The organism is Enterobacter sp. CGMCC 5087 (assembly GCF_003144775.1).
Classification (GTDB): domain Bacteria; phylum Pseudomonadota; class Gammaproteobacteria; order Enterobacterales; family Enterobacteriaceae; genus Enterobacter; species Enterobacter cloacae_M.
This window is the reverse complement of the sequence record NZ_QFXN01000094.1, coordinates 1-25,900: the sequence shown is the minus strand read 5'-3', so window position 1 is coordinate 25,900 and position 25,900 is coordinate 1. Positions and strand designations below refer to the sequence as shown.

29 protein-coding genes are annotated in these 25,900 nt (G+C 53.9%); 21 read left to right on the top strand and 8 right to left on the bottom strand.

The annotated features are described in order from the left end of the window. Positions 1 to 374, top strand: a 374-nt coding sequence (locus tag DEO48_RS09305; protein WP_181366987.1) for a nucleoside hydrolase, incomplete at its 5' end; no start/stop codon positions are given. A gap of 79 nt (positions 375 to 453) precedes the next feature. Here DEO48_RS09305 and DEO48_RS09300 read toward each other — a convergent pair. Beyond that, the gene (locus tag DEO48_RS09300) at positions 454 to 936 is read right to left on the bottom strand and encodes a zinc ribbon-containing protein (RefSeq protein ID WP_032661386.1); all 483 of its coding nucleotides are present in this window, start codon (positions 934 to 936) and stop codon (positions 454 to 456) included. A gap of 214 nt (positions 937 to 1,150) precedes the next feature. Between DEO48_RS09300 and leuS the strand changes: the two genes are divergently transcribed. The 14 genes from leuS (at position 1,151) to lipA (ending at position 16,104) form a co-directional block, all read left to right on the top strand. Then, a complete protein-coding gene (gene leuS / locus DEO48_RS09295) occupies positions 1,151 to 3,733 on the top strand; it encodes a leucine--tRNA ligase (RefSeq protein WP_023310753.1) in 2,583 nt (860 codons plus the stop codon). Between the two features lie 14 nt (positions 3,734 to 3,747). Next, positions 3,748 to 4,317, top strand: a complete 570-nt coding sequence (lptE, locus tag DEO48_RS09290) for an LPS assembly lipoprotein LptE (RefSeq protein ID WP_023310752.1) — start codon at positions 3,748 to 3,750, stop codon at positions 4,315 to 4,317. Next, positions 4,317 to 5,348, top strand: coding sequence for a DNA polymerase III subunit delta (gene holA, locus DEO48_RS09285; protein WP_109844988.1), 1,032 nt, complete (start codon positions 4,317 to 4,319; stop codon positions 5,346 to 5,348). Before lptE ends, holA begins: the two co-directional genes overlap by 1 nt. Then, a complete protein-coding gene (nadD, locus tag DEO48_RS09280) occupies positions 5,341 to 6,006 on the top strand; it encodes a nicotinate-nucleotide adenylyltransferase (RefSeq protein ID WP_069303817.1) in 666 nt (221 codons plus the stop codon). Before holA ends, nadD begins: the two co-directional genes overlap by 8 nt. A gap of 269 nt (positions 6,007 to 6,275) precedes the next feature. Further along, positions 6,276 to 6,593 carry a ribosome silencing factor gene (gene rsfS / locus DEO48_RS09275; RefSeq protein WP_023334893.1) on the top strand — a complete coding sequence of 106 codons (318 nt, stop codon included), beginning with the start codon at positions 6,276 to 6,278 and terminating at the stop codon, positions 6,591 to 6,593. 3 nt (positions 6,594 to 6,596) lie between these two features. Continuing rightward, positions 6,597 to 7,064, top strand: a complete 468-nt coding sequence (gene rlmH, locus DEO48_RS09270; protein WP_023310748.1) for a 23S rRNA (pseudouridine(1915)-N(3))-methyltransferase RlmH — start codon at positions 6,597 to 6,599, stop codon at positions 7,062 to 7,064. Positions 7,065 to 7,092: 28 nt separating this feature from the next. Continuing rightward, positions 7,093 to 8,994 (top strand): peptidoglycan DD-transpeptidase MrdA, encoded by a 1,902-nt coding sequence (gene mrdA, locus DEO48_RS09265; RefSeq protein ID WP_023310747.1) that lies wholly within the window; start codon positions 7,093 to 7,095, stop codon positions 8,992 to 8,994. A gap of 2 nt (positions 8,995 to 8,996) precedes the next feature. After that, positions 8,997 to 10,109: a peptidoglycan glycosyltransferase MrdB gene (gene mrdB, locus DEO48_RS09260; RefSeq protein WP_023310746.1), complete on the top strand. Its 1,113-nt coding sequence runs from the start codon at positions 8,997 to 8,999 to the stop codon at positions 10,107 to 10,109. Positions 10,110 to 10,125: 16 nt separating this feature from the next. Then, on the top strand, positions 10,126 to 11,238 hold the full coding sequence (gene rlpA, locus DEO48_RS09255; protein WP_023310745.1) for an endolytic peptidoglycan transglycosylase RlpA: 1,113 nt from the start codon (positions 10,126 to 10,128) through the stop codon (positions 11,236 to 11,238). A 139-nt stretch (positions 11,239 to 11,377) separates the two neighbouring features. Continuing rightward, on the top strand, positions 11,378 to 12,589 hold the full coding sequence (gene dacA, locus DEO48_RS09250; protein WP_014069323.1) for a D-alanyl-D-alanine carboxypeptidase DacA: 1,212 nt from the start codon (positions 11,378 to 11,380) through the stop codon (positions 12,587 to 12,589). A gap of 106 nt (positions 12,590 to 12,695) precedes the next feature. Next, positions 12,696 to 12,959: a DUF493 family protein YbeD gene (gene ybeD / locus DEO48_RS09245; RefSeq protein WP_006177135.1), complete on the top strand. Its 264-nt coding sequence runs from the start codon at positions 12,696 to 12,698 to the stop codon at positions 12,957 to 12,959. A gap of 94 nt (positions 12,960 to 13,053) precedes the next feature. Then, positions 13,054 to 13,695, top strand: a complete 642-nt coding sequence (gene lipB, locus DEO48_RS09240) for a lipoyl(octanoyl) transferase LipB (RefSeq protein ID WP_109844986.1) — start codon at positions 13,054 to 13,056, stop codon at positions 13,693 to 13,695. Positions 13,696 to 13,977: 282 nt separating this feature from the next. After that, the gene (locus tag DEO48_RS09235) at positions 13,978 to 14,931 is read left to right on the top strand and encodes a YbeF family transcriptional regulator (RefSeq protein ID WP_109844985.1); all 954 of its coding nucleotides are present in this window, start codon (positions 13,978 to 13,980) and stop codon (positions 14,929 to 14,931) included. Between the two features lie 207 nt (positions 14,932 to 15,138). Continuing rightward, the gene (gene lipA, locus DEO48_RS09230; protein ID WP_013097595.1) at positions 15,139 to 16,104 is read left to right on the top strand and encodes a lipoyl synthase; all 966 of its coding nucleotides are present in this window, start codon (positions 15,139 to 15,141) and stop codon (positions 16,102 to 16,104) included. 81 nt (positions 16,105 to 16,185) lie between these two features. Here lipA and tatE read toward each other — a convergent pair whose 3' ends face one another. Together tatE and DEO48_RS09220 are read right to left on the bottom strand one after the other, a co-directional pair. Continuing rightward, positions 16,186 to 16,389, bottom strand: a complete 204-nt coding sequence (gene tatE / locus DEO48_RS09225) for a twin-arginine translocase subunit TatE (RefSeq protein ID WP_023310742.1) — start codon at positions 16,387 to 16,389, stop codon at positions 16,186 to 16,188. Between the two features lie 125 nt (positions 16,390 to 16,514). Further along, positions 16,515 to 17,303: a deaminated glutathione amidase gene (locus tag DEO48_RS09220; protein ID WP_109844984.1), complete on the bottom strand. Its 789-nt coding sequence runs from the start codon at positions 17,301 to 17,303 to the stop codon at positions 16,515 to 16,517. A 67-nt stretch (positions 17,304 to 17,370) separates the two neighbouring features. Here DEO48_RS09220 and crcB point away from each other — a divergent pair, with 67 nt between their 5' ends. Next, complete coding sequence (gene crcB / locus DEO48_RS09215) at positions 17,371 to 17,754, top strand: fluoride efflux transporter CrcB (protein WP_109844983.1); 384 nt, start codon at positions 17,371 to 17,373, stop codon at positions 17,752 to 17,754. Between the two features lie 218 nt (positions 17,755 to 17,972). Here the strand turns inward: crcB and cspE are convergent, their stop codons facing one another. Together cspE and pagP are read right to left on the bottom strand one after the other, a co-directional pair. Then, positions 17,973 to 18,182: a transcription antiterminator/RNA stability regulator CspE gene (gene cspE, locus DEO48_RS09210; RefSeq protein WP_002439184.1), complete on the bottom strand. Its 210-nt coding sequence runs from the start codon at positions 18,180 to 18,182 to the stop codon at positions 17,973 to 17,975. 190 nt (positions 18,183 to 18,372) lie between these two features. Beyond that, positions 18,373 to 18,990: a lipid IV(A) palmitoyltransferase PagP gene (gene pagP, locus DEO48_RS09205; protein ID WP_080298633.1), complete on the bottom strand. Its 618-nt coding sequence runs from the start codon at positions 18,988 to 18,990 to the stop codon at positions 18,373 to 18,375. Positions 18,991 to 19,382: 392 nt separating this feature from the next. Between pagP and dcuC the strand changes: the two genes are divergently transcribed. Then, a complete protein-coding gene (gene dcuC / locus DEO48_RS09200; RefSeq protein ID WP_023310737.1) occupies positions 19,383 to 20,750 on the top strand; it encodes an anaerobic C4-dicarboxylate transporter DcuC in 1,368 nt (455 codons plus the stop codon). Positions 20,751 to 20,844: 94 nt separating this feature from the next. Beyond that, entirely contained in the window at positions 20,845 to 21,654 is an 810-nt protein-coding gene (gene rna, locus DEO48_RS09195; protein WP_109844982.1) for a ribonuclease I, read from the top strand. On the opposite strand, the gene DEO48_RS09190 is transcribed toward rna, so the two are convergent. Then, entirely contained in the window at positions 21,648 to 22,265 is a 618-nt protein-coding gene (locus DEO48_RS09190; protein ID WP_023310735.1) for a flavin reductase family protein, read from the bottom strand. The two genes, rna and DEO48_RS09190, sit on opposite strands and share 7 nt — an antisense overlap. Before the next feature lie 267 nt (positions 22,266 to 22,532). On the opposite strand from DEO48_RS09190, the gene rnk reads away from it, so the two are divergent. After that, positions 22,533 to 22,943, top strand: a complete 411-nt coding sequence (rnk, locus tag DEO48_RS09185) for a nucleoside diphosphate kinase regulator (RefSeq protein WP_109844981.1) — start codon at positions 22,533 to 22,535, stop codon at positions 22,941 to 22,943. 139 nt (positions 22,944 to 23,082) lie between these two features. Continuing rightward, a complete protein-coding gene (gene yldA, locus DEO48_RS27375; RefSeq protein ID WP_023310733.1) occupies positions 23,083 to 23,172 on the top strand; it encodes a small membrane protein YldA in 90 nt (29 codons plus the stop codon). 8 nt (positions 23,173 to 23,180) lie between these two features. On the opposite strand, the gene DEO48_RS09180 is transcribed toward yldA, so the two are convergent. After that, positions 23,181 to 24,419: a zinc-dependent alcohol dehydrogenase gene (locus DEO48_RS09180; RefSeq protein WP_109844980.1), complete on the bottom strand. Its 1,239-nt coding sequence runs from the start codon at positions 24,417 to 24,419 to the stop codon at positions 23,181 to 23,183. Positions 24,420 to 24,599: 180 nt separating this feature from the next. Between DEO48_RS09180 and uspG the strand changes: the two genes are divergently transcribed. Continuing rightward, positions 24,600 to 25,028 carry a universal stress protein UspG gene (gene uspG / locus DEO48_RS09175; protein WP_023310731.1) on the top strand — a complete coding sequence of 143 codons (429 nt, stop codon included), beginning with the start codon at positions 24,600 to 24,602 and terminating at the stop codon, positions 25,026 to 25,028. A 60-nt stretch (positions 25,029 to 25,088) separates the two neighbouring features. On the opposite strand, the gene DEO48_RS09170 is transcribed toward uspG, so the two are convergent. After that, positions 25,089 to 25,900, bottom strand: an 812-nt coding sequence (locus DEO48_RS09170) for an FAD-dependent oxidoreductase (protein WP_181366986.1), incomplete at its 5' end; no start/stop codon positions are given.

Here is a 25,900-nt window from a genome sequence, read left to right as displayed (position 1 = left end):
ACGTTACCCACCGCGCGCAGATTATGGCGGACGATATTGAGCGTTTTCGCTCGGTGGGTAATACGGTCGCGACAACCGTGGCCGAACTGCTCGACTTCTTTATGGAGTATCACAAAGCCGAGAAATGGGGCTTCCACGGCGCGCCGCTGCACGACCCGTGCACCATTGCCTGGCTACTGAAGCCGGAGATGTTCACCACGGTGGACAGATGGGTTGGTGTTGAGACGCAGGGAAAATACACCCAGGGAATGACGGTGGTGGATTACTACTCGCTGACGGGGAATAAAGCGAATACCACGGTGATGGTGGATATCGATCGCGAGGCGTTTGTGGATTTGCTGGCGGAGAGACTGGCTTACTATAGTGCAGCCTGATGCCCTCACCCCAACCCTCTCCCACGGGGAGAGGGGGCAAACACTAAAAACGGCAACATAGTTGCCGTTTTGCTTTTATTTAGGGCTCAAACGGCCGACGCTGGAACTGATCGTGGCCGCATTTCGGACACAGCGGCAGGACATCCGGCGTATATACCGCAATATGGTGGTGGCAATTCTCGCACACCAGATTTCCCAAGCCGACCACCTCACCACTGTGATACACACCGTGATGGTTCAAATCCTGAAAGACCTCGCGCCACTCCAGCTGCGTTTTATCCGTGATGTCGGCCAGCTCTTGCCACAGGCTCTCTTTAATCACCCGCATAAAAACGCTGTCAGTGACCTCCTCCTGACTCTCCTGGTAGCTGCGCGCGAACTCTTCCAGATCGCGACGCACGGCGCGCGTCACCTCTTCCACTTCGGTTCGCGTTAACTCACCCGTTTGCGTCACGCGGGCACGCGCCTGCTCCACCAGCGCATCGATATCTCGCTCGCCGTTACGCAGCCGTTCCGTCAGTGTCGCCACCAGTTCGCGGTAAAATTGAGCAACCTTGTTCATCATTTTGCCTCCCGGGTAAGTAACTATTTCTAATAATAGACCTTATTTCATCGCCGCTTTGTCAGGTGAAGCACAGACCCGGTAAATTCCTGCAAAGCGCATTTGTGCGAAAGGCTGTTTTGACGCGGGCGTTTGGGCTATGCTATGCGGATCTGAATTACCACATCCATTGGCTACATTTGTAGCTGTATTGAAAACAGGACCACTGGCTGCCATGCAAGAGCAATACCGCCCGGAAGAGATAGAATCAAAAGTCCAGCAACACTGGGACGAGAAGCGCACCTTTGAAGTAACCGAAGACGAGAGCAAAGAGAAGTATTACTGCCTGTCGATGCTTCCCTATCCTTCTGGTCGACTACACATGGGCCATGTGCGTAACTACACCATCGGCGATGTGATTGCACGCTACCAGCGCATGCTGGGTAAAAACGTTCTGCAGCCTATCGGCTGGGATGCGTTCGGTCTGCCTGCGGAAGGCGCGGCGGTCAAAAACAACACCGCTCCGGCGCCGTGGACGTACGACAACATCGCGTACATGAAAAACCAGCTCAAAATGCTGGGCTTTGGCTATGACTGGAGCCGCGAGCTGGCAACCTGTACCCCGGAATACTATCGCTGGGAGCAGAAGTTCTTCACCGAGCTGTACAAAAAAGGCCTGGTGTATAAGAAGACCTCTGCCGTTAACTGGTGCCCGAATGACCAGACCGTTCTCGCGAACGAACAGGTTATCGACGGCTGCTGCTGGCGCTGTGACACCAAAGTTGAGCGTAAAGAGATCCCACAATGGTTTATCAAAATCACCGCTTACGCTGATGAGCTGCTGAACGATCTGGATAACCTGGATCACTGGCCAGATACCGTTAAGACCATGCAGCGCAACTGGATCGGCCGTTCTGAAGGCGTGGAGATTACCTTCAACGTTGAGAACTACGACCAGACTCTGACTGTCTACACCACCCGTCCGGATACCTTCATGGGCGCGACCTACCTGGCCGTGGCCGCAGGTCATCCGCTGGCGCAGAAAGCGGCGGAAAACAATCCGGAGCTGGCGACCTTCATCGACGAGTGCCGCAACACCAAAGTGGCCGAAGCCGACATGGCGACGATGGAGAAAAAAGGGGTTGATACCGGCTTTAAAGCCATTCACCCACTGACAGGCGAAGCAATCCCTGTCTGGGCCGCCAACTTCGTTCTGATGGAGTACGGCACTGGCGCCGTGATGGCTGTTCCGGGGCACGACCAGCGCGACTACGAATTTGCCACCAAATATGGCCTGACCATCAAGCCTGTCATCCTGGCGGCTGACGGTTCAGAACCAGACCTGTCTGAACACGCGCTGACTGAAAAAGGCACCCTGTTCAACTCCGGTGAATTTAGCGGTCTGAGCTTCGAAGAGGGCTTCAACGCCATCGCCGATAAGCTGGCCTCTCTGGGCGTGGGCGAACGTAAAGTTAACTTCCGTCTGCGCGACTGGGGCGTGTCCCGTCAGCGTTACTGGGGTGCGCCAATCCCGATGGTGACGCTGGAAGATGGCACCGTGATGCCAACCCCGGAAGATCAGCTCCCGGTGATCCTGCCGGAAGACGTGGTCATGGACGGTATCACCAGCCCGATTAAAGCCGATCCGGAGTGGGCAAAAACCACCGTTAACGGACAGCCTGCGCTGCGTGAAACCGACACCTTTGACACCTTTATGGAGTCATCCTGGTACTATGCGCGCTACACCTGCCCGCAGTATCAGGACGGGATGCTCGATTCCGATGCGGCAAACTACTGGCTGCCGGTTGATATCTATATCGGCGGCATCGAACACGCCATCATGCACCTGCTCTACTTCCGCTTCTTCCACAAACTGATGCGCGATGCAGGCATGGTGAACTCTGACGAACCAGCAAAACAGCTGCTGTGTCAGGGCATGGTGCTGGCAGATGCGTTCTATTATGTTGGTGCCAACGGCGAGCGTAACTGGGTTTCACCGGTTGATGCGATCGTCGAGCGTGACGAGAAGGGCCGTATCGTTAAGGCGAAAGACGCCGAAGGTCATGAACTGGTCTACACCGGCATGAGCAAGATGTCCAAGTCGAAAAACAACGGTATCGATCCGCAGGTGATGGTTGAGCGTTACGGTGCGGATACCGTGCGTCTGTTCATGATGTTTGCCTCTCCGGCGGACATGACCCTGGAATGGCAGGAGTCCGGCGTGGAAGGGGCGAACCGCTTCCTGAAACGCGTCTGGAAACTGGTTTACGAACACACTGCACTGGGCGATGCCCCGGCGCTGAACGCCGCCGCACTGACTGAAGATCAGCAGGCGCTGCGTCGCGATGTTCATAAAACGATTGCGAAAGTGACCGATGATATTGGTCGTCGTCAGACCTTCAATACCGCAATTGCGGCTATTATGGAACTGATGAACAAGCTGGCGAAGGCTCCGCAGGACGGCGAGCAGGATCGTGCCTTAATGCGTGAAGCGCTGCTTGCTGTTGTTCGCATGCTGAACCCGTTCACTCCGCACGTCAGCTTCACCCTGTGGCAGGAGCTGAAAGGCGAAGGCGATATCGACAACGCGCCGTGGCCGCAGGCTGACGAATCAGCGATGGTAGAAAACACGACGCTGGTTGTGGTCCAGGTAAACGGCAAAGTCCGCGGTAAAATTACCGTGGCGGTCGATGCAACCGAAGAACAGGTTCGCGAGCGCGCGGGCCAGGAACCTCTGGTCGCAAAATATCTTGAGGGCGTTACCGTACGTAAAGTGATCTACGTACCGGGTAAACTGCTCAATCTGGTCGTTGGCTAAGCGCGGGAGGAAACGTGCGACAACTGGCAACAATACTCTTATCACTGGCGGTGCTTGTCACCGCCGGCTGTGGCTGGCACCTGCGCAATACCACGGCGGTGCCTGCTGAGATGAAAACGATGATTTTCGACTCATCAGATCCGAATGGTCCACTCAGCCGGGCAATTCGTAATCAGCTGCGTCTGAACGGCGTTGAGCTTGTTGAGAAACAAACGCTGCGCCAGGATGTACCGTCTCTGCGCGTTACAGGAAGTGGTCTGTCGAGAGATACGGCCTCTATCTTCCAGGATGGCCGTACAGCTGAATATCAGATGGTGCTGACGGTCAACGCAGCGGTCCTGATCCCGGGTAAAGACATCTATCCGATCAGCACGAAAGTGTACCGTTCGTTCTTCGATAATCCGCAGACGGCGCTGGCAAAAGATGCCGAACAGCAGATTATCATCAACGAAATGTACGACAAGGCGGCGGAACAGCTGATCCGTAAACTGCCAGGTATTGCAGCGTCTACCAGACAAGGCTCTGACATTGTTGAAAAACCCGTTGCCGGCACGCTTCCTGCTGCTAACTCTCTGGGTAAATGATGATCAGGCTGTATCCTGAACAACTCCGCGCGCAGCTCAAAGAAGGGCTGCGCGCGGCGTATCTGCTTCTTGGAAACGATCCGTTATTACTTCAGGAAAGCCTGGATGCCGTGCGGCATGAGGCCGCCTCTCAGGGCTTCGATGAGCACTACACCGTCCAGCTGGATAACAACACCGACTGGAATGCCCTCTTCTCACTCTGTCAGGCGATGAGCCTTTTTGCGTCGCGCCAGACTATTCAGATCCTGCTGCCAGAGAACGGCCCTAACGCGGCCATCAATGAACAGCTGGCCACGCTGGTCAGCCTGCTTCACAGCGATCTGCTGCTGATTGTGCGCGGCAACAAGCTCACCAAAGCGCAGGAAAATGCGGCGTGGTTCACCCAACTCGCTGCCCACGCGGTGCAGGTGACCTGTCAGACGCCTGAACAGGCGCATCTGCCCAAATGGGTGGCAGCGAGAGCGAAGCAGAACAACCTTCAGCTGGATGATGCGGCGAACCAACTGCTCTGCTACTGCTATGAAGGTAACCTGCTGGCCCTGGCGCAGGCGCTGGACAGACTCTCCCTGCTCTGGCCGGATGGCAAGCTGACCTTGCCGCGCGTCGAGCAGGCCGTTAACGACGCGGCGCACTTCACGCCGTTCCACTGGGTGGACGCGCTGCTGTCGGCGAAAAGCAAACGCGCCCTGCATATTCTGCAACAGCTGCGTCTCGAAGGGAGCGAACCGGTTATTCTGCTGCGTACGCTGCAGCGCGAATTGCTGCTGCTGATTACGCTCAAGCGTCAGTCTGCCCATACGCCGCTGCGTTCGCTGTTTGATAAACACCGCGTGTGGCAAAATCGCCGCGCTTTGACCACCGAGGCCGTCAACCGCCTGAGTCACGAACAGCTTCGTCAGGCTGTGCAGCTTCTGATGCGCGCTGAGCTCACGTTAAAACAAGATTACGGTCAGTCGGTCTGGGCGGAGCTGGAAAGCCTTTCTCTCCTGCTCTGCCACAAGGCACTGGCAGACGTTTTTATTGATGGATAGCATGCATTCTTTACAGGCCTTATATGGCGGCACCTTCGACCCGGTACATTACGGACATCTGAAGCCGGTTGAAATTCTGGCGAATCTGATCGGACTTCAGCGCGTCACCATCATGCCCAACAATGTCCCGCCCCATCGTCCACAGCCCGAGGCGACTAGCGAGCAGCGAAAAGAGATGCTTGCCCTTGCCATCGCAGATAAACCGCTCTTCCGACTTGACGAGCGTGAGCTGCGTCGCGACACGCCCTCCTGGACGTCTCAGACGCTTCAGGAGTGGCGCGCCGAACAAGGACCAGACCAGCCGCTTGCCTTTATCATCGGCCAGGATTCTCTGCTGAATTTCCCCACGTGGCATCAGTATGAAACCATCCTGGAGAACAGCCACCTGCTCGTCTGCCGCCGTCCCGGCTATCCGCTGACCATGCGCGAAGAGCAGTACCAGCAGTGGCTGGAAGACCATCTCACCGATAATGTTGAAGATCTTCACAACCAGCCTGCCGGGAAGATCTATCTGGCGGAAACGCCGTGGTTCGATATCTCTGCGACTCTCATTCGCGAGCGTTTACAGCAGGGTTTAGCGTGTGACTATCTGCTGCCAACCCCGGTGCTGGCCTATATCCATGCGCACGGTTTGTATCAGAAAAGCGCAGATGAATAGCCGGAGAGCATAAAAAGCGGCTTATTGTTTATCCTGCCTTGACAGGGTAAGCCATACTGTTATTCTCCGCTGCCAGACTTTCCCGCCGATCGTTGCTTTACAGAAATTGTTTTACAAAAATGGCAATGCAATCTCAGGCGGAGGGTGGGATGATACCCGCCTTCAAAAGCCCGGCCGGAGACATTTGTCCCGATGCAGGCGTGAGTTCAGGTATACTGTCTGGCTACGAATTCAAAGTTTTACAATCTCATTCACCCCAGGGGGAAAACTTGCAGGGTAAAGCACTCCAGGATTTTGTTATTGACAAAATTGATGATCTGAAAGGTCAGGACATCATCGCTATCGACGTTAAGGGTAAATCCAGTATTACCGACTGCATGATCATCTGCACCGGTACATCGACGCGTCATGTTGTTTCAATTGCCGATCACGTGGTTCAGGAATCGCGTGCAGCAGGGCTGTTACCGCTGGGTGTTGAAGGTGAAGCGACGGCTGACTGGGTGGTAGTCGACCTCGGCGATGTGATTGTCCACGTCATGCAGGACGAGAGCCGTCGCCTGTATGAGCTGGAAAAACTCTGGGGTTAATGCGTGAAGTTACAGCTGGTCGCCGTCGGCACCAAAATGCCGGACTGGGTACAAACCGGTTTTACTGAATATCTGCGTCGTTTTCCAAAAGACATGCCGTTCGAGCTGGTGGAAATTCCCGCCGGTAAGCGCGGCAAGAACGCTGATATCAAACGTATTCTCGATAAAGAGGGCGAACTGATGCTGGCTGCCGCAGGCAAAAACCGCATCGTCACCCTCGATATTCCAGGTAAACCCTGGGATACGCCGCAGCTGGCGCAAGAACTGGAGCGCTGGAAGCAGGATGGTCGTGACGTCAGTCTGTTGATTGGCGGACCAGAAGGGTTATCCCCTGCCTGCAAAGCGGCGGCTGAACAAAGTTGGTCTCTCTCCGCGCTGACGCTTCCCCACCCGCTCGTTCGGGTACTGGTGGCAGAAAGCCTGTATCGCGCGTGGAGCATTACTACCAACCACCCCTATCACCGCGAGTAATGACTGACCAGGGTAGATTAAGCAGCGGATGAAACTACAGAATTCTTTTCGCGACTATACGGCTGAGTCCGCGCTGTTTGTGCGCCGGGCGCTGGTCGCCTTTACCGGGATTTTGCTGCTTACCGGCGTGCTGATCGCCAACCTCTATAATCTGCAAATTGTCCGCTTTACCGACTACCAGACGCGTTCAAACGAAAACCGCATTAAGCTGGTGCCTATCGCACCCAGCCGCGGCATTATTTACGATCGTAACGGCACACCGCTGGCGTTGAACCGCACCATCTATCAAATCGAGATGATGCCGGAAAAAGTCGATAATGTTCAGGATACGCTGGAAGCGCTGAAAAGCGTTGTCGACCTTAACGATGACGATATCGCGGCCTTCAAAAAAGAGCGCGCCCGCTCTCACCGCTTCACATCGATTCCGGTTAAAACCAATCTTACGGAAGTCCAGGTGGCGCGCTTTGCGGTGAATCAGTACCGTTTCCCCGGCGTGGAAGTGAAGGGATATAAGCGTCGCTACTACCCCTACGGCTCCGCGCTGACGCATGTGATTGGCTACGTTTCCAAAATTAACGACAAAGACGTCGACCGCCTTGATAAAGACGGCAAGCTGGCCAACTACGCTGCTACGCACGATATCGGTAAGCTGGGGATCGAACGTTACTACGAAGACGTTCTGCACGGACAAACCGGCTATGAAGAGGTTGAAGTTAACAACCGCGGCCGCGTGATCCGCCAGCTGAAAGAAGTGCCGCCTCAGGCGGGGCATGACGTCTACCTGACGCTCGACCTCAAGCTACAGCAGTATATCGAAACCCTGCTGGCGGGTAGCCGTGCAGCCGTTGTGGTCACCGATCCCCGTACCGGCGGCATCCTGGCGATGGTCTCCATGCCTAGCTATGACCCGAACCTCTTTGTTGACGGCATTTCCAGTAAAGACTATTCCGGTCTGCTGAATGACCCGAACACGCCGCTGGTGAACCGCGCGACGCAAGGGGTTTACCCGCCGGCATCAACGGTTAAACCGTACGTGGCGGTCTCTGCGCTGAGTGCCGGCGTTATCAACCGTAATACCAGCCTGTTTGACCCGGGCTGGTGGCAGCTGCCGGGTTCAGATAAGCGCTATCGTGACTGGAAAAAATGGGGCCACGGTCATCTGAACGTCACCAAATCGCTGGAGGAATCCGCGGATACCTTCTTCTATCAGGTGGCGTATGACATGGGTATCGACCGCCTGTCAGAGTGGATGAGCAAATTCGGCTACGGGCATTACACCGGCGTGGACCTTTCAGAAGAACGTTCTGGCAACATGCCAACGCGTGAATGGAAGCTGAAGCGCTTTAAAAAACCGTGGTATCAGGGTGACACCATCCCGGTGGGTATCGGCCAGGGTTACTGGACGGCAACGCCGATTCAGATGAACAAAGCCATGATGATCCTCATCAATGACGGCGTGGTAAAAGTGCCTCATCTGCTGCAGAGCACGGTTGAAGACGGCAAAAAAGTGCCGTGGAATCAGCCGCACGAGGCCCCGGTGGGTGACATCCATTCCGGCTTCTGGGAAATTGCTAAAGACGGTATGTACGGCGTGGCAAACCGCCCGAATGGGACCGCGCATAAGTACTTCGCCGGTACGCCGTACAAAGTGGCCGCAAAGTCCGGTACCGCGCAGGTGTTTGGTCTGAAAGCCAACGAAACCTATAACGCGCACCGCATTGCTGAACGTCTGCGTGACCATAAGCTGATGACGGCGTTTGCCCCTTATGATAACCCGCAGGTCGCGGTGGCGATGATTCTGGAGAACGGCGGTGCCGGACCAGCAGTAGGGACCATCATGCGCCAGATTCTTGACCACATTATGCTGGGTGATAACAACACCGAACTACCGGCTGAAAACCCGGCCGCCGCTGCGGCGGAGGACCAATAATCATGACGGATAATCCAAATAAAAAATCGCTGTGGGATAAAATCCATATCGACCCAGCCATGCTGCTGATCCTGCTGGCTCTGCTGGTGTACAGCGCCCTGGTTATCTGGAGCGCCAGCGGCCAGGACATCGGCATGATGGAGCGCAAAATCGGCCAGATCGCCATGGGTCTGATCATCATGGTAGTGATGGCGCAAATCCCGCCGCGCGTTTACGAAGGCTGGGCGCCCTATCTCTACATCTTCTGTATTATTTTGCTGGTTGCGGTAGATGCGTTTGGCGCCATTTCAAAAGGGGCGCAGCGCTGGCTGGATCTGGGCGTTGTCCGCTTCCAGCCTTCGGAAATTGCCAAAATCGCCGTTCCATTGATGGTGGCACGGTTTATCAACCGCGACGTCTGTCCGCCGTCGCTGAAAAATACCGCCATCGCGCTGGTGCTGATTTTCCTGCCGACGCTGCTGGTTGCGGCACAGCCTGACCTCGGTACTTCAATCCTTATCGCCCTCTCCGGCCTGTTTGTCCTTTTCCTGTCAGGACTGAGCTGGCGCCTGATTGGTATCGCGGTGGTGCTTATTGCGGCGTTCATTCCTATCCTCTGGTTCTTCCTGATGCATGATTACCAGCGCCAGCGCGTCATGATGCTGCTCGATCCGGAAACCGATCCGCTGGGCGCGGGCTATCATATTATTCAGTCCAAGATTGCGATTGGCTCCGGCGGCCTGCGCGGTAAAGGCTGGCTGCACGGCACGCAGTCGCAGCTGGAGTTTTTACCGGAACGCCACACCGACTTTATCTTTGCTGTACTGGCGGAAGAGCTGGGGCTGGTTGGCATCTTAATATTGCTGGCGCTGTACGTCCTGCTGATCATGCGGGGATTGTGGATTGCAGCGCGCGCGCAAACCACCTTTGGTCGCGTCATGGCCGGCGGGTTGATGCTGATTTTATTCGTTTATGTCTTCGTAAATATTGGTATGGTGAGTGGTATTCTGCCGGTGGTAGGCGTACCGCTGCCGCTGGTGAGTTACGGAGGCTCGGCACTGATCGTGTTGATGGCCGGGTTTGGTATCGTGATGTCGATCCATACCCACAGAAAAATGTTGTCAAAAAGCGTATAAAAATAAGGGGATCGGAATGCGTAAGCAGTGGCTGGGGATCTGCATCGCGGCAAGTTTACTTGCGGCCTGCACAAGTGATGATGGTCAGCAACAGGCAACCGTCGCGCCGCCGCAGCCTGCGGTGTGTAATGGCCCGATCGTTGAAATCAGCGGTGCCGATCCCGTTTATGAACCGCTGAATGCCAGTGCCAATCAGGATTACGAGCGCGACGGCAAAAGCTATAAAATTGTTCAGGATCCTTCCCGTTTCAGTCAGGCGGGCTTTGCCGCCATTTATGATGCCGAGCCAGGCAGTAACCTGACGGCTTCCGGGGAAGCGTTCGACCCAATGCAGCTGACGGCGGCACACCCGACGCTGCCGATCCCGAGCTACGCCCGTATCACCAACCTGGCGAATGGCCGTATGATCGTCGTGCGGATCAATGACCGTGGACCTTACGGGAATGACCGGGTGATTTCCCTGTCGCGCGCGTCTGCCGATCGCCTGAACACCTCGAACAACACCAAAGTCCGTATTGATCCGATTATCGTCGCACAGGATGGTTCGCTCTCCGGGCCGGGTACCGCGTGTACGACGGTGGCAAAACAGACCTATGCCCTTCCTGACCGCCCAAATCTTGACGGCGGAATGGGAAGCGTCTCGTCTCCGGCAGAGCCTGCTCAGCCGGGGGGAGAAATTCGCCCGATCAGCAATGACACGCTGCAAAGCGAGGATTCTACCGGCGCGCCGGTAAAGAGTAGCGGCTTTCTTGGCGCACCGACGACCTTAGCCTCAGGCGTGCTGGAAGGCAGCGAGCCGACTCCGGCCCCTGCTCCCGTTGCTGCGCCAGCGACCCAGCCGGCTCCCGTAACGGCGCCGGCGGCCACGCAAAGTGCGGCGGTGGCGGCTCCAGCAGCGGCCAGCGGCAGCTATGTGGTTCAGGTAGGCGCAGTGAGCGATCAGGCCCGGGCCAAGCAGTACCAACAGCGTCTGAGCCAGCAGTTTGGCGTACCGGGACGCGTTGAGCAGAACGGCGCGGTCTGGCGCATTCAGATGGGGCCGTTTGCCAGCAAATCGCAGGCCGCATCCCTGCAGCAGCGTCTGCAGAATGAAGCTCAACTTCAGTCATTTATCGCTGTTGCGAAATAATTAACCGGCGGTATCCGAATTGTCAGTTAGTGTAAAACACATTCACAAACTCATGCTTAAAGTCGGATGCCTGCCTGAATAGCATTTGCTATAGTAAGGCACTTTTTTTAATTCCATCACGGATGTCGTAGTTCTGACCATGAAGACCACTTTTTCTGCTCGTTTTGTGCAGCGCATGGCGCTGACCACGGCCCTTTGCGCTGCTGCGCTCTCTGCAGCTCACGCCGATGACCTGAATATCAAGACCATGATCCCTGGCGTTCCGCAAATCGACGCGGAATCCTACATCCTGATCGATTACAACTCTGGCAAAGTGCTGGCAGAACAGAATGCCGATGCCCGCCGTGACCCGGCCAGCCTGACCAAAATGATGACCAGCTACGTTATCGGCCAGGCGATGAAGGCAGGTAAATTCAAAGAATCGGATCTGGTCACCATCGGTAACGATGCTTGGGCAACCGGGAACCCTGTTTTCAAAGGTTCCTCTCTGATGTTCCTGAAGCCGGGTATGCAGGTTCCTGTTTCCCAGCTGATTCGCGGTATCAACCTGCAGTCTGGTAACGATGCCTGCGTGGCAATGGCCGATTTCGCCGCCGGTAGCCAGGATGCCTTTGTGGGTCTGATGAACAGCTACGTTACCGCGCTGGGTCTGAAAAACAGCCATTTCCAGACTGTACACGGCCTGGACGCAGACGGTCAGTACAGCTCCGCACGTGATATGGCCCTGATTGGTCAGGCCCTGATCCGCGATGTACCTAACGAATACTCTATCTATAAAGAGAAAGAGTTCACTTTCAACGGTATTCGTCAGACCAACCGTAACGGTCTGCTGTGGGATAACAGCCTGAACGTTGACGGCATCAAAACTGGCCACACCGACAAAGCGGGCTACAACCTGGTGGCCTCTGCCACTGAAGGTCAGATGCGTCTGATCTCTGCCGTGATGGGCGGCCGCACCTTTAAAGGTCGTGAAACAGAAAGCAAGAAACTGCTGACCTGGGGCTTCCGCTTCTTCGAAACCGTGAACCCACTGAAAGCAGGCAAAGAGTTTGCGTCTGAACCCGTCTGGTTCGGCGACAACGACCGTGCTTCACTCGGCGTTGATAAAGACCTCTACCTGACCATTCCACGCGGTCGCATGAAGGATCTGAAAGCCAGCTACGTGCTGAACAGCACCGAGCTGCATGCCCCGCTGCAGAAAAACCAGGTTGTGGGCACGATCAACTTCCAGCTGGATGGAAAAACGATCGATCAGCGTCCGCTGGTTGTCCTGCAAGAAATTCCTGAAGGCAATTTCTTCGGCAAAATCATTGATTACATTAAATTGATGTTCCACCACTGGTTTGGTTAAAAATTGAACACTTGAAAGTGTGATTTTGATCCCCATATACTAAGTATCCTGATAACTCCCACCTGACGTGGGAGTTATTATTTTTTGACGTTACGCCGGAGCTGACATGAAAACCAAACTTAACGAACTGCTTGAATTCCCTACCTCATTTACCTACAAAGTAATGGGTCTGGCGAAACCTGAGCTGGTTGATCAGGTGGTTGAAGTGGTACAGCGCCATGCGCCGGGTGACTACTCTCCGTCAGTAAAACCAAGCAGCAAGGGCAACTACCACTCTGTCTCTATTACCATCACTGCGACACACATTGAGCAGGTTGAAACGTTGTACGAAGAGCTCGGCAATATCGAAATTGTTCGTATGGTGCTGTAGTCCCTTTGCGGTTACCCGGTTTGCCGGGTAACCCCTCTCCCCGCTGTGATATACTCCCCCACACCTTTTGTCCCTCGTCTTCGGAGACGCAGTTTTGTATCAGGATAAAATTCTGGTCCGTCACCTCGGCCTGCAACCTTATGAGCCTGTCTCCCAGGCTATGCATGACTTCACCGATTCACGCGATGACAGCACCCCGGATGAGATCTGGCTGGTCGAACACCTGCCGGTATTTACGCAGGGCCAGGCGGGTAAAGCAGAGCATTTGCTAATGACGGGAGATATCCCGGTTATTCAGAGCGATCGCGGCGGTCAGGTCACTTATCATGGGCCCGGGCAGCAGGTGATGTACGTCCTGCTCAATCTGAAACGCAGAAAGCTTGGCGTACGTGAACTGGTTACCTTACTGGAACAAACTGTCGTCAACACGCTGGCGGAATATGGTATTGACGCGCATCCACGCGTCGATGCGCCGGGCGTTTACGTTGGGGAAATGAAGATCTGCTCCCTGGGGCTGCGTATTCGTAAAGGCTGCTCATTCCATGGCCTGGCCTTGAATATTAATATGGACCTCGCGCCTTTCCAGCGCATTAACCCCTGCGGCTATGCCGGCATGGAAATGACGCAGGTACGCCAGTGGGTTGAAACCGCTACGCCAGAAACTATTCGTCCGGTGCTTTTGAAGAACGTTTTAGCACTACTTAACAATCCACCACACGAATATATCCCTGCTTAATATATCATACAACAGGGCTCGATAATTTGGCGGGCCACTGTTTATTTACCGCTTTTGCACTTTACAATAATCCGCAGATTCTATATTTTCGAAGCGCCCGAATATTACCGCTACATATTATTTAGCCTCCAGCAAGCACGGCATAAGTAACGTGAGCAATAATCACTCAACTGTTTGTTTTTGATAAACAAGTGAAACAAAACCAACACTTTACGAATCTCTACAAGCATAATAAATAAATTCAACTATCATTCATATTGTGAATGTATACGGAGTGAAAGCGTGGAGTATAATAATTTACCAGCCAAACGACTGAATGAACCCGGTGGCGAAGACAAGCCACAAATTTTTCGGACTTTACGTAATATTGATCTCAATTTACTGACTATTTTTGAGGCGGTATATGTCCATAAGGGTATCGTTAACGCTGCGAAAATTCTTAATCTCACGCCATCAGCAATAAGCCAGTCAATCCAAAAGCTTCGCGCTATATTTCCTGACCCATTATTTATCCGCAAGGGCCAGGGGGTAACGCCGACGGCTTACGCCACGCATCTCCATGAGTACATCAGTCAGGGGCTGGAGTCGATTCTGGGCGCGCTGGATTTAACCGGGAGCTATGATAAGCAGCGAACCATCACCATCGGCTGTTCCCCTTCTGTAGGGGTGCTGGTGATGCCGACGATCTTCCAGGCCGTGAAAGAACATGCACCGCAGCTCCTGCTTCGCAACGTGCCTCTCAATGAACCAGACATTCAGCTTGCCCAGTTCCAGACGGACCTTATTATTGAAAGCGGCAGCTTCAGTGCCAGAGCGCTGGGGCAAAATGTGCTTTATGCGGATAACCTGGTACTGGTTTGCCGCCAGCAGCATCCTGCTCTTAGCGAGCCGTTAACCATCGAAAACCTGCGCAACTACGATCACTCATCTTTCATGACCGAAGGGCAATCAAATCATGCACTTCGTCAGCGTATTGATGAAATTTTCCCTGAACGTCAGATCAGCTTCAGCAGTTACAATATGTTTACCACCGCATCCCTGATCGGCAGCAGCGACATGCTGTGCGTTATGCCATCACGCCTGTACAGTCTGCTACAAAAATGCTGGCCGCTGGAAAGCATCCCGCTCAGTCAGCTTAATGCGGAATCTATCGAGATTTCACTGCATTACAACAAGCTAAGTTTGCGCGATCCGGTCCTGGAAAACGTCATCCGCATTATCCGTCAGGCCTTCTGACAGGTTTAGCCAGCACAAGTCCCTGCAACCCGCAGGGCAAAAGGCACAAAACAACAACTATTTTACAAATTGGCGATCTGGCAGGCTGCTTTAAAGACCGTTTCAATGATATACTGCCTGTCGTTCGTTCAAAAATAGTTGATAAATACAACATTCCCTTGAATTGAAACGCTTTCCTTCGATATTCGCAACTGGAACACGCACGCTATGAGTAAACCCATTGTGATGGAACGCGGTGTTAAATACCGCGATGCCGATAAAATGGCCCTTATCCCGGTTAAAAACGTGGCTACAGAGCGCGAGGCGCTGTTAAGAAAACCGGAATGGATGAAAATCAAACTTCCGGCCGACTCTTCGCGTATCCAGGGGATCAAAGCGGCGATGCGCAAGAATGGCCTTCACTCCGTCTGTGAAGAAGCCTCTTGCCCGAACCTTGCTGAATGTTTCAATCATGGTACCGCGACGTTTATGATTCTGGGTGCTATCTGTACCCGCCGCTGCCCGTTCTGCGATGTTGCTCATGGACGTCCAGTCGCGCCTGATGCTAACGAACCCCAGAAACTGGCGCAGACCATCGCCGACATGGCGCTGCGTTATGTGGTTATCACGTCCGTTGACCGTGACGACCTGCGTGACGGTGGTGCTCAGCACTTCGCCGACTGCATTACGGCCATTCGCGAGAAAAGCCCTAACATCAAAATCGAGACGCTGGTGCCTGACTTCCGTGGTCGTATGGACCGCGCGCTGGATATCCTGACCGCAACGCCGCCAGATGTGTTTAACCACAACCTGGAGAACGTGCCGCGTCTTTACCGTCAGGTCCGTCCGGGCGCTGACTACAACTGGTCCCTGAAGCTGCTGGAGCGTTTCAAAGAAGCGCATCCGCATATTCCGACCAAGTCTGGTCTGATGGTGGGTCTGGGTGAAACCAATGATGAAATCATCGAGGTGATGCGCGATCTTCGCCGCCACGGTGTGACCATGTTGACCCTCGGACAGTATCTGCAGCCAAGTCGTCACCACCTGCCGGTACAGCGCTACGTGAGCCCGGACGAATTCGATGAAATGAAAGCCGAAGCGATGGCGATGGGCTTCACCCATGCTGCCTGCGGCCCATTCGTTCGTTCCTCATACCATGCCGATATGCAGGCTAAAGGCGAAGAAGTCAAATAATGCTGTAATATTCATTTACAGTAATACAAAAAAACCGGCCTCATGAGCCGGTTTTTTTTCGCAAGCCCTCAGGCGTTGCTGTCACTCTTTGTGAGAAAGCTTGTCTGCCGGGACGTCATCCTCGGCGCTTTTCTTCGCCGCTGCATCATCATCGTTCATCGCTTTCTTAAAGCCTTTGATGGCAGCCCCCAGGTCACCACCCAGCGTGCGTAACTTCTTGGTACCAAACAGCAGGACGACCAGTGCGGCAACCACCAGCAGTTTGGTAATACTAATCTCACCCATAGATACCTTCTTTACTTAAAACAGGCTGCATTCAGCGCCAAAACCTGACTGTATTAACGGTCATTTAGCGCGTGCACACAATAGCAATCTGTAACAAGGTGAATCAAGCATTGTTGAAAAAAACATCACAATAATTGCGGTGGCGCAAACCGACGATTGCGAAGAACGGGTAATTGCTGACGCGCAAGCGCAATTCTCTCTAAGTTTATCTCCGCCAGCAGCAAATGCGGGGCTTCAGCGGCGGCGGCGATCGTCACCCCCAGCGGGTCAACCACCCTGCTTTGCCCAATGTTTTTCGTGCCACATTCCCCTGCGGCAACGACATAGCAGGTTGTATCCAGCGCGCGCGCCGCAAGCAGCGTTGCCCAGTGGTGCTCTTTTAACGGCCCTCTGACCCACGCGGCGGGGAGTACCAGCACGTCCGTCCCCTCCAGCGCCAGATGCAGCGCCAGCTCGGGAAAACGCAGGTCATAGCAGGTCATCAGCCCGATCTTAAATCCGTCAATCTCCAGCAGCGGAGGGATACTGTCTCCGGGGTCAACGCGACGCGACTCCTGGATGCTGAACGCATCATAGAGATGAAGCTTGGCGTAGCGTGCGACGATGGCCCCGTCACGAATCGCCACGAGCGTATTCACCGCGCGACCCGGCGTGGAGGGAACATGGATCGTTAAGATTGTCGTCATCGTATTGCCTGCGCTTTGGGCGAGCAATTGCTGTAAGAATTCGCCGTCCAGCGGCTGCGCGGACTTCACGGATAAATCCGGGTCATTATCATCCCTGGCCAGCAGCGCCTCGGGGAGAACCAACAGCGACGCGCCTTTCTGCCTGGCCTGCATCATCAGTTCGACGCACGTGAGCGCATTTTCACGCCAGTCAGGCGTGACCACAAATTGCCCTACCGCTACATACATATTTGTCCCCTCATCATAAACGGCGTTAAACTCGCTACTCTTACACATCAAATAGCAGGTATTTAGCGTGTTACAACTACTTTTAGCCGTTTTTATTGGTGGGGGAACGGGTAGCGTTGCGCGATGGTTTCTGAGTATGCGATTTAACCCCCTGCATCAGGCGATTCCCATGGGGACGCTTGCCGCTAACCTGATTGGTGCCTTTATCATCGGCATGGGGCTGGCCTGGTTTAACCGAATGACGCACATTGACCCAATTTGGAAGGTATTGATTACCACCGGATTCTGCGGCGGTTTGACCACCTTCTCAACCTTTTCTGCGGAAACGGTTTTTCTCTTTCAGGAAGGCCGCATTGGCTGGGCGCTAATGAATATGGCGATCAATATGTTCGGCTCGTTTGCGATGACGGGGATCGCATTTTGGCTATTTTCTTCCGCAAGCGCGCATTAACAGCCGAACCGTTAATGTTGGCTTAATTTTTCTCTGTCACTCTGCATGCAGTAATGAACGAGGGTGACAGAATGAAACAGAGTCTGATGAGCGCAGGAATGGTGTTGTTGAGCGTGCTGATCGTAGCCAGCTTCCTGAAAATGTATCTGCTTGGCTGATTCAAACGAAAAAAACCCGCTCAGTGAGCGGGTTTTGAAATTCTTGCTGACGCGTCTGAATTACAGAGCGATTACGTTAGCAGCAGAAGGGCCTTTGGCACCGTTAGTGATTTCGAACTCTACACGCTGACCTTCAGCCAGAGTTTTGAAACCATTAGACTGGATTGCAGAGAAGTGTACGAACACGTCTTTGCTGCCATCTTCAGGAGTAATGAAACCGAATCCTTTGGACTCATTAAACCACTTAACGTTACCTTTAATCTTAGACATCAAAATTACCTTTACATTAAAAAACGACACAAATGCTGTGTCGGTTATCAGTACATCAATTGTGGGACCTTTTGTCCAGCGGATCTTTGATAAAAAGTGACTAAAGTCGCGTTAATTTTCACTGACAGATTTTTATCGCTTATGAATCAACAACTGCGCGTTTTATCACCAGCATGTAACGTTTTGTCAGTTAAAACTGAAAACGCATCCAGGCGAAGTAAACGTTACCGTTGTTGTACGTACCCGGGATGTAGGTCATCTGGAACGTTGCGGGACCATAGCCAATAGAGGCCAAAGGCAGCAGGACCGGGATCGGAATGTAGTTCCAGTTGTCACGTGCAGTGACCCCGGCGGTATAGCCCAAACCGACGTGGAAGTTCTCGTCCGCTAGCGGACGCCAGGTTTTCTCCCAACCATACCCCCCAATCGGCTCCCATTTATTAAACGAGTCTTTGAAGGCCATCAGATAGATGCCATGCCAGTTTCCCTTTTCATCCCAGCGCGACTGGCCAAAACCCGCGCCCCACGGACGCTCGTTGTATTTATCGGTTTTCTCTTTGTCATAAGCAAAACGCGCATGCCACGTTATTGCCGGGACATAGAGATCATAATGTTCAGGTGCCGTCCATGTCTGGGAAACATTATCCGTAAAGGTTGAGAACCAGCCTTTATCCGTCGCATTGCCTTCTGCCTGTGCAACAGAAGAAAACGTTAACTGCCCAAAAATAAACAACAAAATAGAGAAAAATGTATTACGTACAATCACAATGCAATTACCATTCTTAGTATTCGAGGCAAAGTTTACCATAAAGTAGTTGAATCAAAGCTTAACGACATCAGCGTTATTCCTAATTATTCGGGCTCATTCCGGGAATATTCTTAAAGAAAGCGAGAGATACGTACAAATAAGCCCACAAGGGGTGTGACTTTTCGCATTACTCTTTGTTAATCAGCAACATGAAAAACCATACAAAACATTAACAATTTGTTATCATTAATGAGGCATGTTGCGCTATTTCTGACGGTCAAGGGCCGCATGACATAAATGTACTGGCCATGGCAAAACATGGTTGTTCGGTTCTCTAGTCGTCTGTTTATTGATTTTAATCAGCAAGAACAGGCCAATTATTCGGCACATTTTCATCCTTCTTTTTTTATTGATTTTTTGTGCTCCATAGCAGCAGAGATACAGGGGAAATCATGCTTACGTTATTCGAACTCCTTATTGGAGTCGTCGTCATTGTCGGCGTCGCACGCTACATCATTAAAGGCTACTCGGCCACGGGCGTATTATTTGTCGGCGGTCTAACGCTGCTGATTATCAGCGCAATAATGGGGCACCAGGTGTTACCTGCCAGCGCGACCAGCACCGGTTACACGGCAACAGATATTGTTGAATACATTAAAATATTGCTCATGAGCCGCGGCGGTGACCTGGGTATGATGATCATGATGCTGTGCGGTTTTGCAGCCTACATGACCCACATCGGCGCCAACGACATGGTCGTTAAGCTTGCCTCCAAACCCCTGCAATACATCAACTCGCCGTATCTGCTGATGGTCGCCGCCTATTTCCTCGCCTGCCTCATGTCGCTGGCCGTTTCGTCAGCTACCGGACTTGGCGTACTGCTCATGGCGACGCTGTTCCCGGTCATGGTGAATGTCGGTATCAGCCGTGGAGCGGCCGCGGCAATTTGCGCGTCTCCGGCAGCGATTATTCTCTCCCCGACCTCCGGCGACGTTGTGCTGGCGGCAAAGGCGGCGGAAATGTCACTCATCGACTTCGCCTTTAAAACCACGTTACCGATCTCGATCGTTGCCATCGTGGGCATGGGGATCGCACATTTCTTCTGGCAGCGCTATCTCGATAAGAAAGAAAACATCAGCCATGAAATGATGGACGTGAGTGAAATCACCACGACCGCTCCCGCGTTCTATGCCATTCTGCCGTTCACCCCGATCGTCGGAGTGCTGATTTTTGACGGCAAATGGGGTCCACAGCTGCACATCATCACCATTCTGGTCATCTGTATGCTGCTGGCCGCCGTGCTGGAGTTTGTGCGCGGTTTTAACACGCAAAAAGTCTTCTCGGGTCTGGAAGTGGCGTATCGCGGTATGGCGGATGCCTTCGCTGGCGTGGTGATCCTGCTGGTTGCTGCGGGCGTTTTTGCCCAGGGTCTGAGCACGATCGGCTTTATCCAGAGCCTGATTTCTATCGCCACCTCGTTCGGCTCGGCCAGTATTATCCTGATGCTGGTTCTGGTGGTGCTCACCATGCTGGCGGCGATGACCACCGGTTCCGGTAATGCCCCTTTCTACGCATTCGTTGAGATGATCCCGAAACTGGCTCACTCCTCCGGTATTAACCCGGCCTACCTCTCCATTCCCATGCTGCAGGCGTCAAACCTCGGCCGGACCATTTCGCCGGTGTCGGGTGTGGTCGTCGCCGTTGCCGGGATGGCGAAAATCTCGCCATTCGAAGTCGTCAAACGCACTTCAGTGCCCGTTATAGTTGGTCTGATTATCGTGATTATCGCCACGGAAGTGCTGGTACCCGGCGCGGCCTAAGCTAAATTATGGATATCCAAAAAGCGCCTGCGGGCGCTTTTTGTGCTTTAATAACTTCCAGAAATAAATCGTGCTCATTCGATCAGGAAATCATATGTTCAGGAAGGATATCGTCATCCCGTCTGGCGCAATGGCGCTTTCTCTCTGTTTCTTCTCCGCGCAGGCGGAACCGCTGAAGGCAACACAGTATGGCGATTTCGATCGCTATGTGCTGGCTCTGTCCTGGCAAACCGGGTTTTGCCAGAGCATGGTCGAGCGCAACCGCAATGAACCTGACGAATGTCGCCTGCAAAAAGAGCGCGATAATAAAGCCGATTTTCTGACCGTCCACGGTCTATGGCCTGGCCTGCCAAAATCTATTGCCGCACGCGGCGTGGATGAACGTCGATGGATGCGTTTTGGCTGCGCCACGCGCCCGATTCCGAACATGCCGGAAGTGAAGGCCAGCCGCAAATGCGATGCCGCCGAAACTGGACTCTCGCTTTCTGCTGCAGCTAAGCTCAACGACGTCATGCCGGGTGCTGGCGGTAATTCCTGCCTGGAACGTTACGAATATGCCAAACATGGCGTCTGCTTTGGTTTCGATCCGGATGCCTATTTCGGCACGATGGTGCGGATGAATCAGGAAGTTAAAAACAGCGCGGTCGGTAAATTCCTCGCCGATAATTACGGGAAAACCATCAATCGCAGCGACTTTGACAGTGCCGTTGCCAAAAGCTGGGGCAAGGAGAACATCAAAGCGATCAAGCTGACCTGCAACGGCAATCCGGCGTATCTGACCGAGATGCAGATTTCGCTTAAGGCGGACACCATTAACAACCCGCTTTCTCCGGCGTCATTTGCACCGCAGCCACATCCGGGTAACTGCGGAAAACAGTTCGTGATTGATAAAGCCGGTTACTGATCCGCGCCCGGGCGCACCATGTCAAACCGGTTTTCGTCACTGATGCCATAGTACGCCGTCGGCCCACCCGCACGCAGGATGGGCTGCGCTTTTGCCGTCTGGTATATCCCCTCTTCCAGCAGCGTTTCGGCTATATGGATACCAACCACCTCTCCCAATACCAGCCAGGTATCCACCGGCGTGCCGTCGGCACCGGTAAGCTGAATGCACTGCGACAGGCGGCATTCAAAGTTAACCGGGCTTTCGGCGACGCGGGGCGCGTTAACCAGCTGGCTCGCCGCTGGCGTTAGCCCGGCAAAGCTAAATTCATCCCGATCGTGGGGAAGCATTGCAGAGGTTTGGTTCATTGCCTGCGCGAGATCGCGCGTCGCCAGGTTCCAGACAAATTCCTTTGTTTCGGTAATATTACGCACGCTGTCCTTCCAGCCGTTGCTGGAAAAGCCGATGATCGGCGGGCGATAGTTAAAGCAGTTAAAGAAGCTATACGGTGCGAGGTTGAGCTGACCGGCCTTATCGCATGAGGAGATCCAGCCGATCGGACGTGGACCAATAATGGCGTTCAGCGGATCGTGCGGCAGGCCGTGACCCTGAGACGGTTGGTAGAAGTACATAATTCTCTCTCGTTGGTGGGCTGACGCGAATTACGCTTCGCGCAACGCCCGGGTTCAGGACTCTCAGCGTAACGTATTCCGTCCGGAATGAAGACTGAATAAATTTCAGCGAAAATTCATATGGACCATGAATGTGACCTTCATCACTTCAAACTTGCGCCTTCAGCCAGTATCATCGGGAGAGTTAAACCCTCGCTGCCAGACGGCGAGGGTTTTCTTTTGGATTGGTTTCTGCGTTACACGCAGCATTAACGACATGGAGTAAAAATGTCCAGACCTACAATTATCATCAACGAGCTCGACGCAGAACGTATCGACAGGCTGCTGGAAAAAGCAGAATTCGCCTCACTTCCCGTGGCCGACGCCCTGAATGAGGAGCTCGACCGGGCGCAGATGTGCACGCCTGAGACGATGCCGCATGACGTGGTCACCATGAACAGCCAGGTAAAATTCCGCAACCTGACCACCGGTGAAGAGCTGATCCGCACGCTGGTTTACCCGGCTCAGATGACCGACAGCAGCGCACAGCTTTCTGTTCTTGCGCCTGTGGGTGCCGCACTGCTGGGCCTGCGCACGGGCGATACCATCCACTGGGAATTGCCGGGCGGCGCCTCAGCCCATCTTGAAGTGCTGGCGTTGCTCTACCAGCCAGAAGCCGCGGGCGATTACCTGCGTTAACCACTTCTGAACAAGCGCCCACCCGCTTTGCACAGAGGATGCAGCCGCATCCTCTTTCCGTAAATTCACCCCATTTTCTTATATCGCGCAAAAAGCCCTTAATCCACGCTTAATCTGTTTTGGTGCCGTGGGGACGGTCATGAGTGAGATACTGGCTATCACACTTATTTTTCTGATTATTGCGGCGATTATCGTCTTGGCCGTGCTTTATCTTGAACGCCACAGCTAGGCGAGTATTCATGTAACCCCACCGGGGAAAGCATTCACCAGGCCCTTAACTTTCTGCTCTGCGGCCTCGGGCGTTTCTGCACCAGGGACCAGAATCACCTTCCGGCACTCCTCCTCCCGTTTTTCGAATACCTTATAGGCGCGTTCCGCATCAGCAAGGGGAAGATAATGGGTCACGATCTCTTCCGGGGTAAGCAGCCCTTTTTCGATCAGCGGTAGCAGTTCACCCAGCCAGGCATGGACGTGGGTCTGGCCCATCCTGAACGTCAGCCCCTTATCAAAGGCATCGCCAAACAGGAATCCATGAATAAACCCGGCGTACACGCCGGGTACGCTAACTACGCCACCGCGTCGAACGGCAGCAATGCACTGCCGCAGCGCTTTGCCGCTGCTACCTTCAATTTTGAGATTGCTGAGGATCGTTTCGGTGGTGCTGCCTTTCGCTTCGAACCCTACCGCATCAATCACGGCGTCAACGCCGCGCTGGCCCGCGGTCTGCTCGATGATTTTTTCCGCTGCGTCGTTATCCTCATCAAAGTTGATGGGGATTGCGCCGTAACGCGCCTCGGCAAATCGCAAACGGTACGGGTGGTGATCGATAACAAAGATCTGCTCAGCCCCTAACAGCCGCGCGCAGGCAATAGTCAGTAGCCCCACCGGCCCGGCGCCGAAAACCGCAACGCTTGAGCCTTTTTCAATCTGCGCATTTTTTGCCGCCTGCCAGGCCGTGGGCAAAATATCGGACAGGAACAGCGCCTTATCATCGGAAAGGAGTTGCGGGACCTTAAACGGCCCGACGTTGCCTTTTGGCACGCGGACATATTCCGCCTGTCCCCCCGGCACGCCGCCGTAGAGATGGCTGTAGCCAAACAGCGCGGCCGGCGCGGGAATTTGCTTTTTGTTCAGCGCGGCGCCCTGCCCGGCATTGGTATTCTCACAGGCCGCATATTGCTGCATACGGCAGAAGAAACAGTCTCCGCAGGCAATGACAAAGGGGATCACCACGCGATCGCCTTTTTGCAAATTCTTTACCTCTGCGCCGCACTCGACGATTTCCCCCATAAACTCATGGCCAAAAATGTCGCCGTGCTGCACCTTCGGGATCTTTCCGCGATAGAGATGCAAATCGGAGCCGCAGATCGCCGTGGCCGTGACGCGCAAAATGATATCGTCGGGCTGCTCGATAATGGGATCGGGGACATTCTCGACGCGAACATGGTGCGGACCGTGATACGTAAGTGCTTTCATGCGACCTCCGAAAGGTTCCAGGTAAGTGTATAAGGGTAGCTACCCCTGAAGGTCTGCTCATGAATACGGTTCTTTTGAGATTTATCCTGGCAAGATAAGAAAACTGACGGGGCGCTTACAGAAACCATGACTATTTTGTGGTTGAATGAGTACAGCGTTTATAAACAAGGAGAAACGGGTATGTATCAGAGAATCATTATGCCGGTTGATGTTTTTGAGATGGAGTTGAGCGACAAGGCCGTACGCCACGCGGAGTTCCTGGCGCAGCAGGACGGGGTCATTCATCTGTTGCACGTGCTCCCGGGCTCCGCCAGCCTGAGCCTGCACCGCTTTGCTGCCGACGTGCGCCGCTTCGAAGAACATCTGCAGCACGAGGCGGAAACGCGCCTGCAAACCATGGTCAGCCACTTCAGCATCGACCCTTCACGGATCAAAACGCACGTCAGATTCGGCAGCGTACGTGATGCTGTAAATGAACTGGCGAACGAGCTGAAAGCAGACGTGGTGGTCATCGGTTCGCGCAACCCTTCCATTACCACGCATCTGCTGGGATCTAACGCCTCCAGCGTGATCCGCCACACCCATATACCGGTGATGGTCGTAAGATAAAAAAAGAGGCCACCTTTCGGTGGCCTCTCGCTATTGCAGGTGTAGCCTTACTTTCTTCTGTTATGCGGTTTTGGTGCGAATCAGGTAGTCAAAGGAACTCAGAGACGCCTTCGCCCCTTCGCCCGTGGCGATAATGATCTGTTTGTACGGCACGGTGGTGCAGTCGCCCGCCGCAAACACGCCCTTCACGCTGGTTTCACATTTCGCATCGATGATGATTTCGCCCATGCGGTTGCGCTCAATCGCGCCTTCCAGCCAGGTGGTGTTTGGCAGCAGACCAATCTGCACGAAGATCCCTGAAAGCTGCACGCTGTGCACGTCGCCACTCACGCGGTCGCGGTATTCCAGACCGGTCACTTTGCTGCCGTCGCCCTTTACTTCCGTGGTCTGCGCGTTCAGTATGATGTCGACGTTTTTCAGGCTGCGAACTTTATCCTGCAGAACCTGGTCGGCCTTCATCTCTGGAGCGAACTCCAGAAGGGTAACGTGCTCAACAATCCCCGCAAGGTCGATAGCCGCTTCCACGCCCGAGTTACCGCCGCCGATCACCGCCACGCGTTTACCTTTAAACAGCGGGCCGTCGCAGTGCGGACAGTAGGTCACGCCTTTGGTACGGTACTGATCTTCGCCCGGAACGTTCATGTTGCGCCATTTCGCGCCGGTGGCAATGATGATGCTGCGCGCTTTCAGCACCGCGCCGGACGCGGTTTCAATCTGGTGTAAACCACCCTCGACCGCTGCCGGAACCAGCTTGCTGGCGCTCTGGCTGTCGATCACGTCTACGTCATAGTCGCTGACGTGCGCCTTCAGCGCCCCTGCCAGCTTCTGGCCTTCGGTCTTCGGCACGGAAATGTAGTTTTCGATGTCCACGG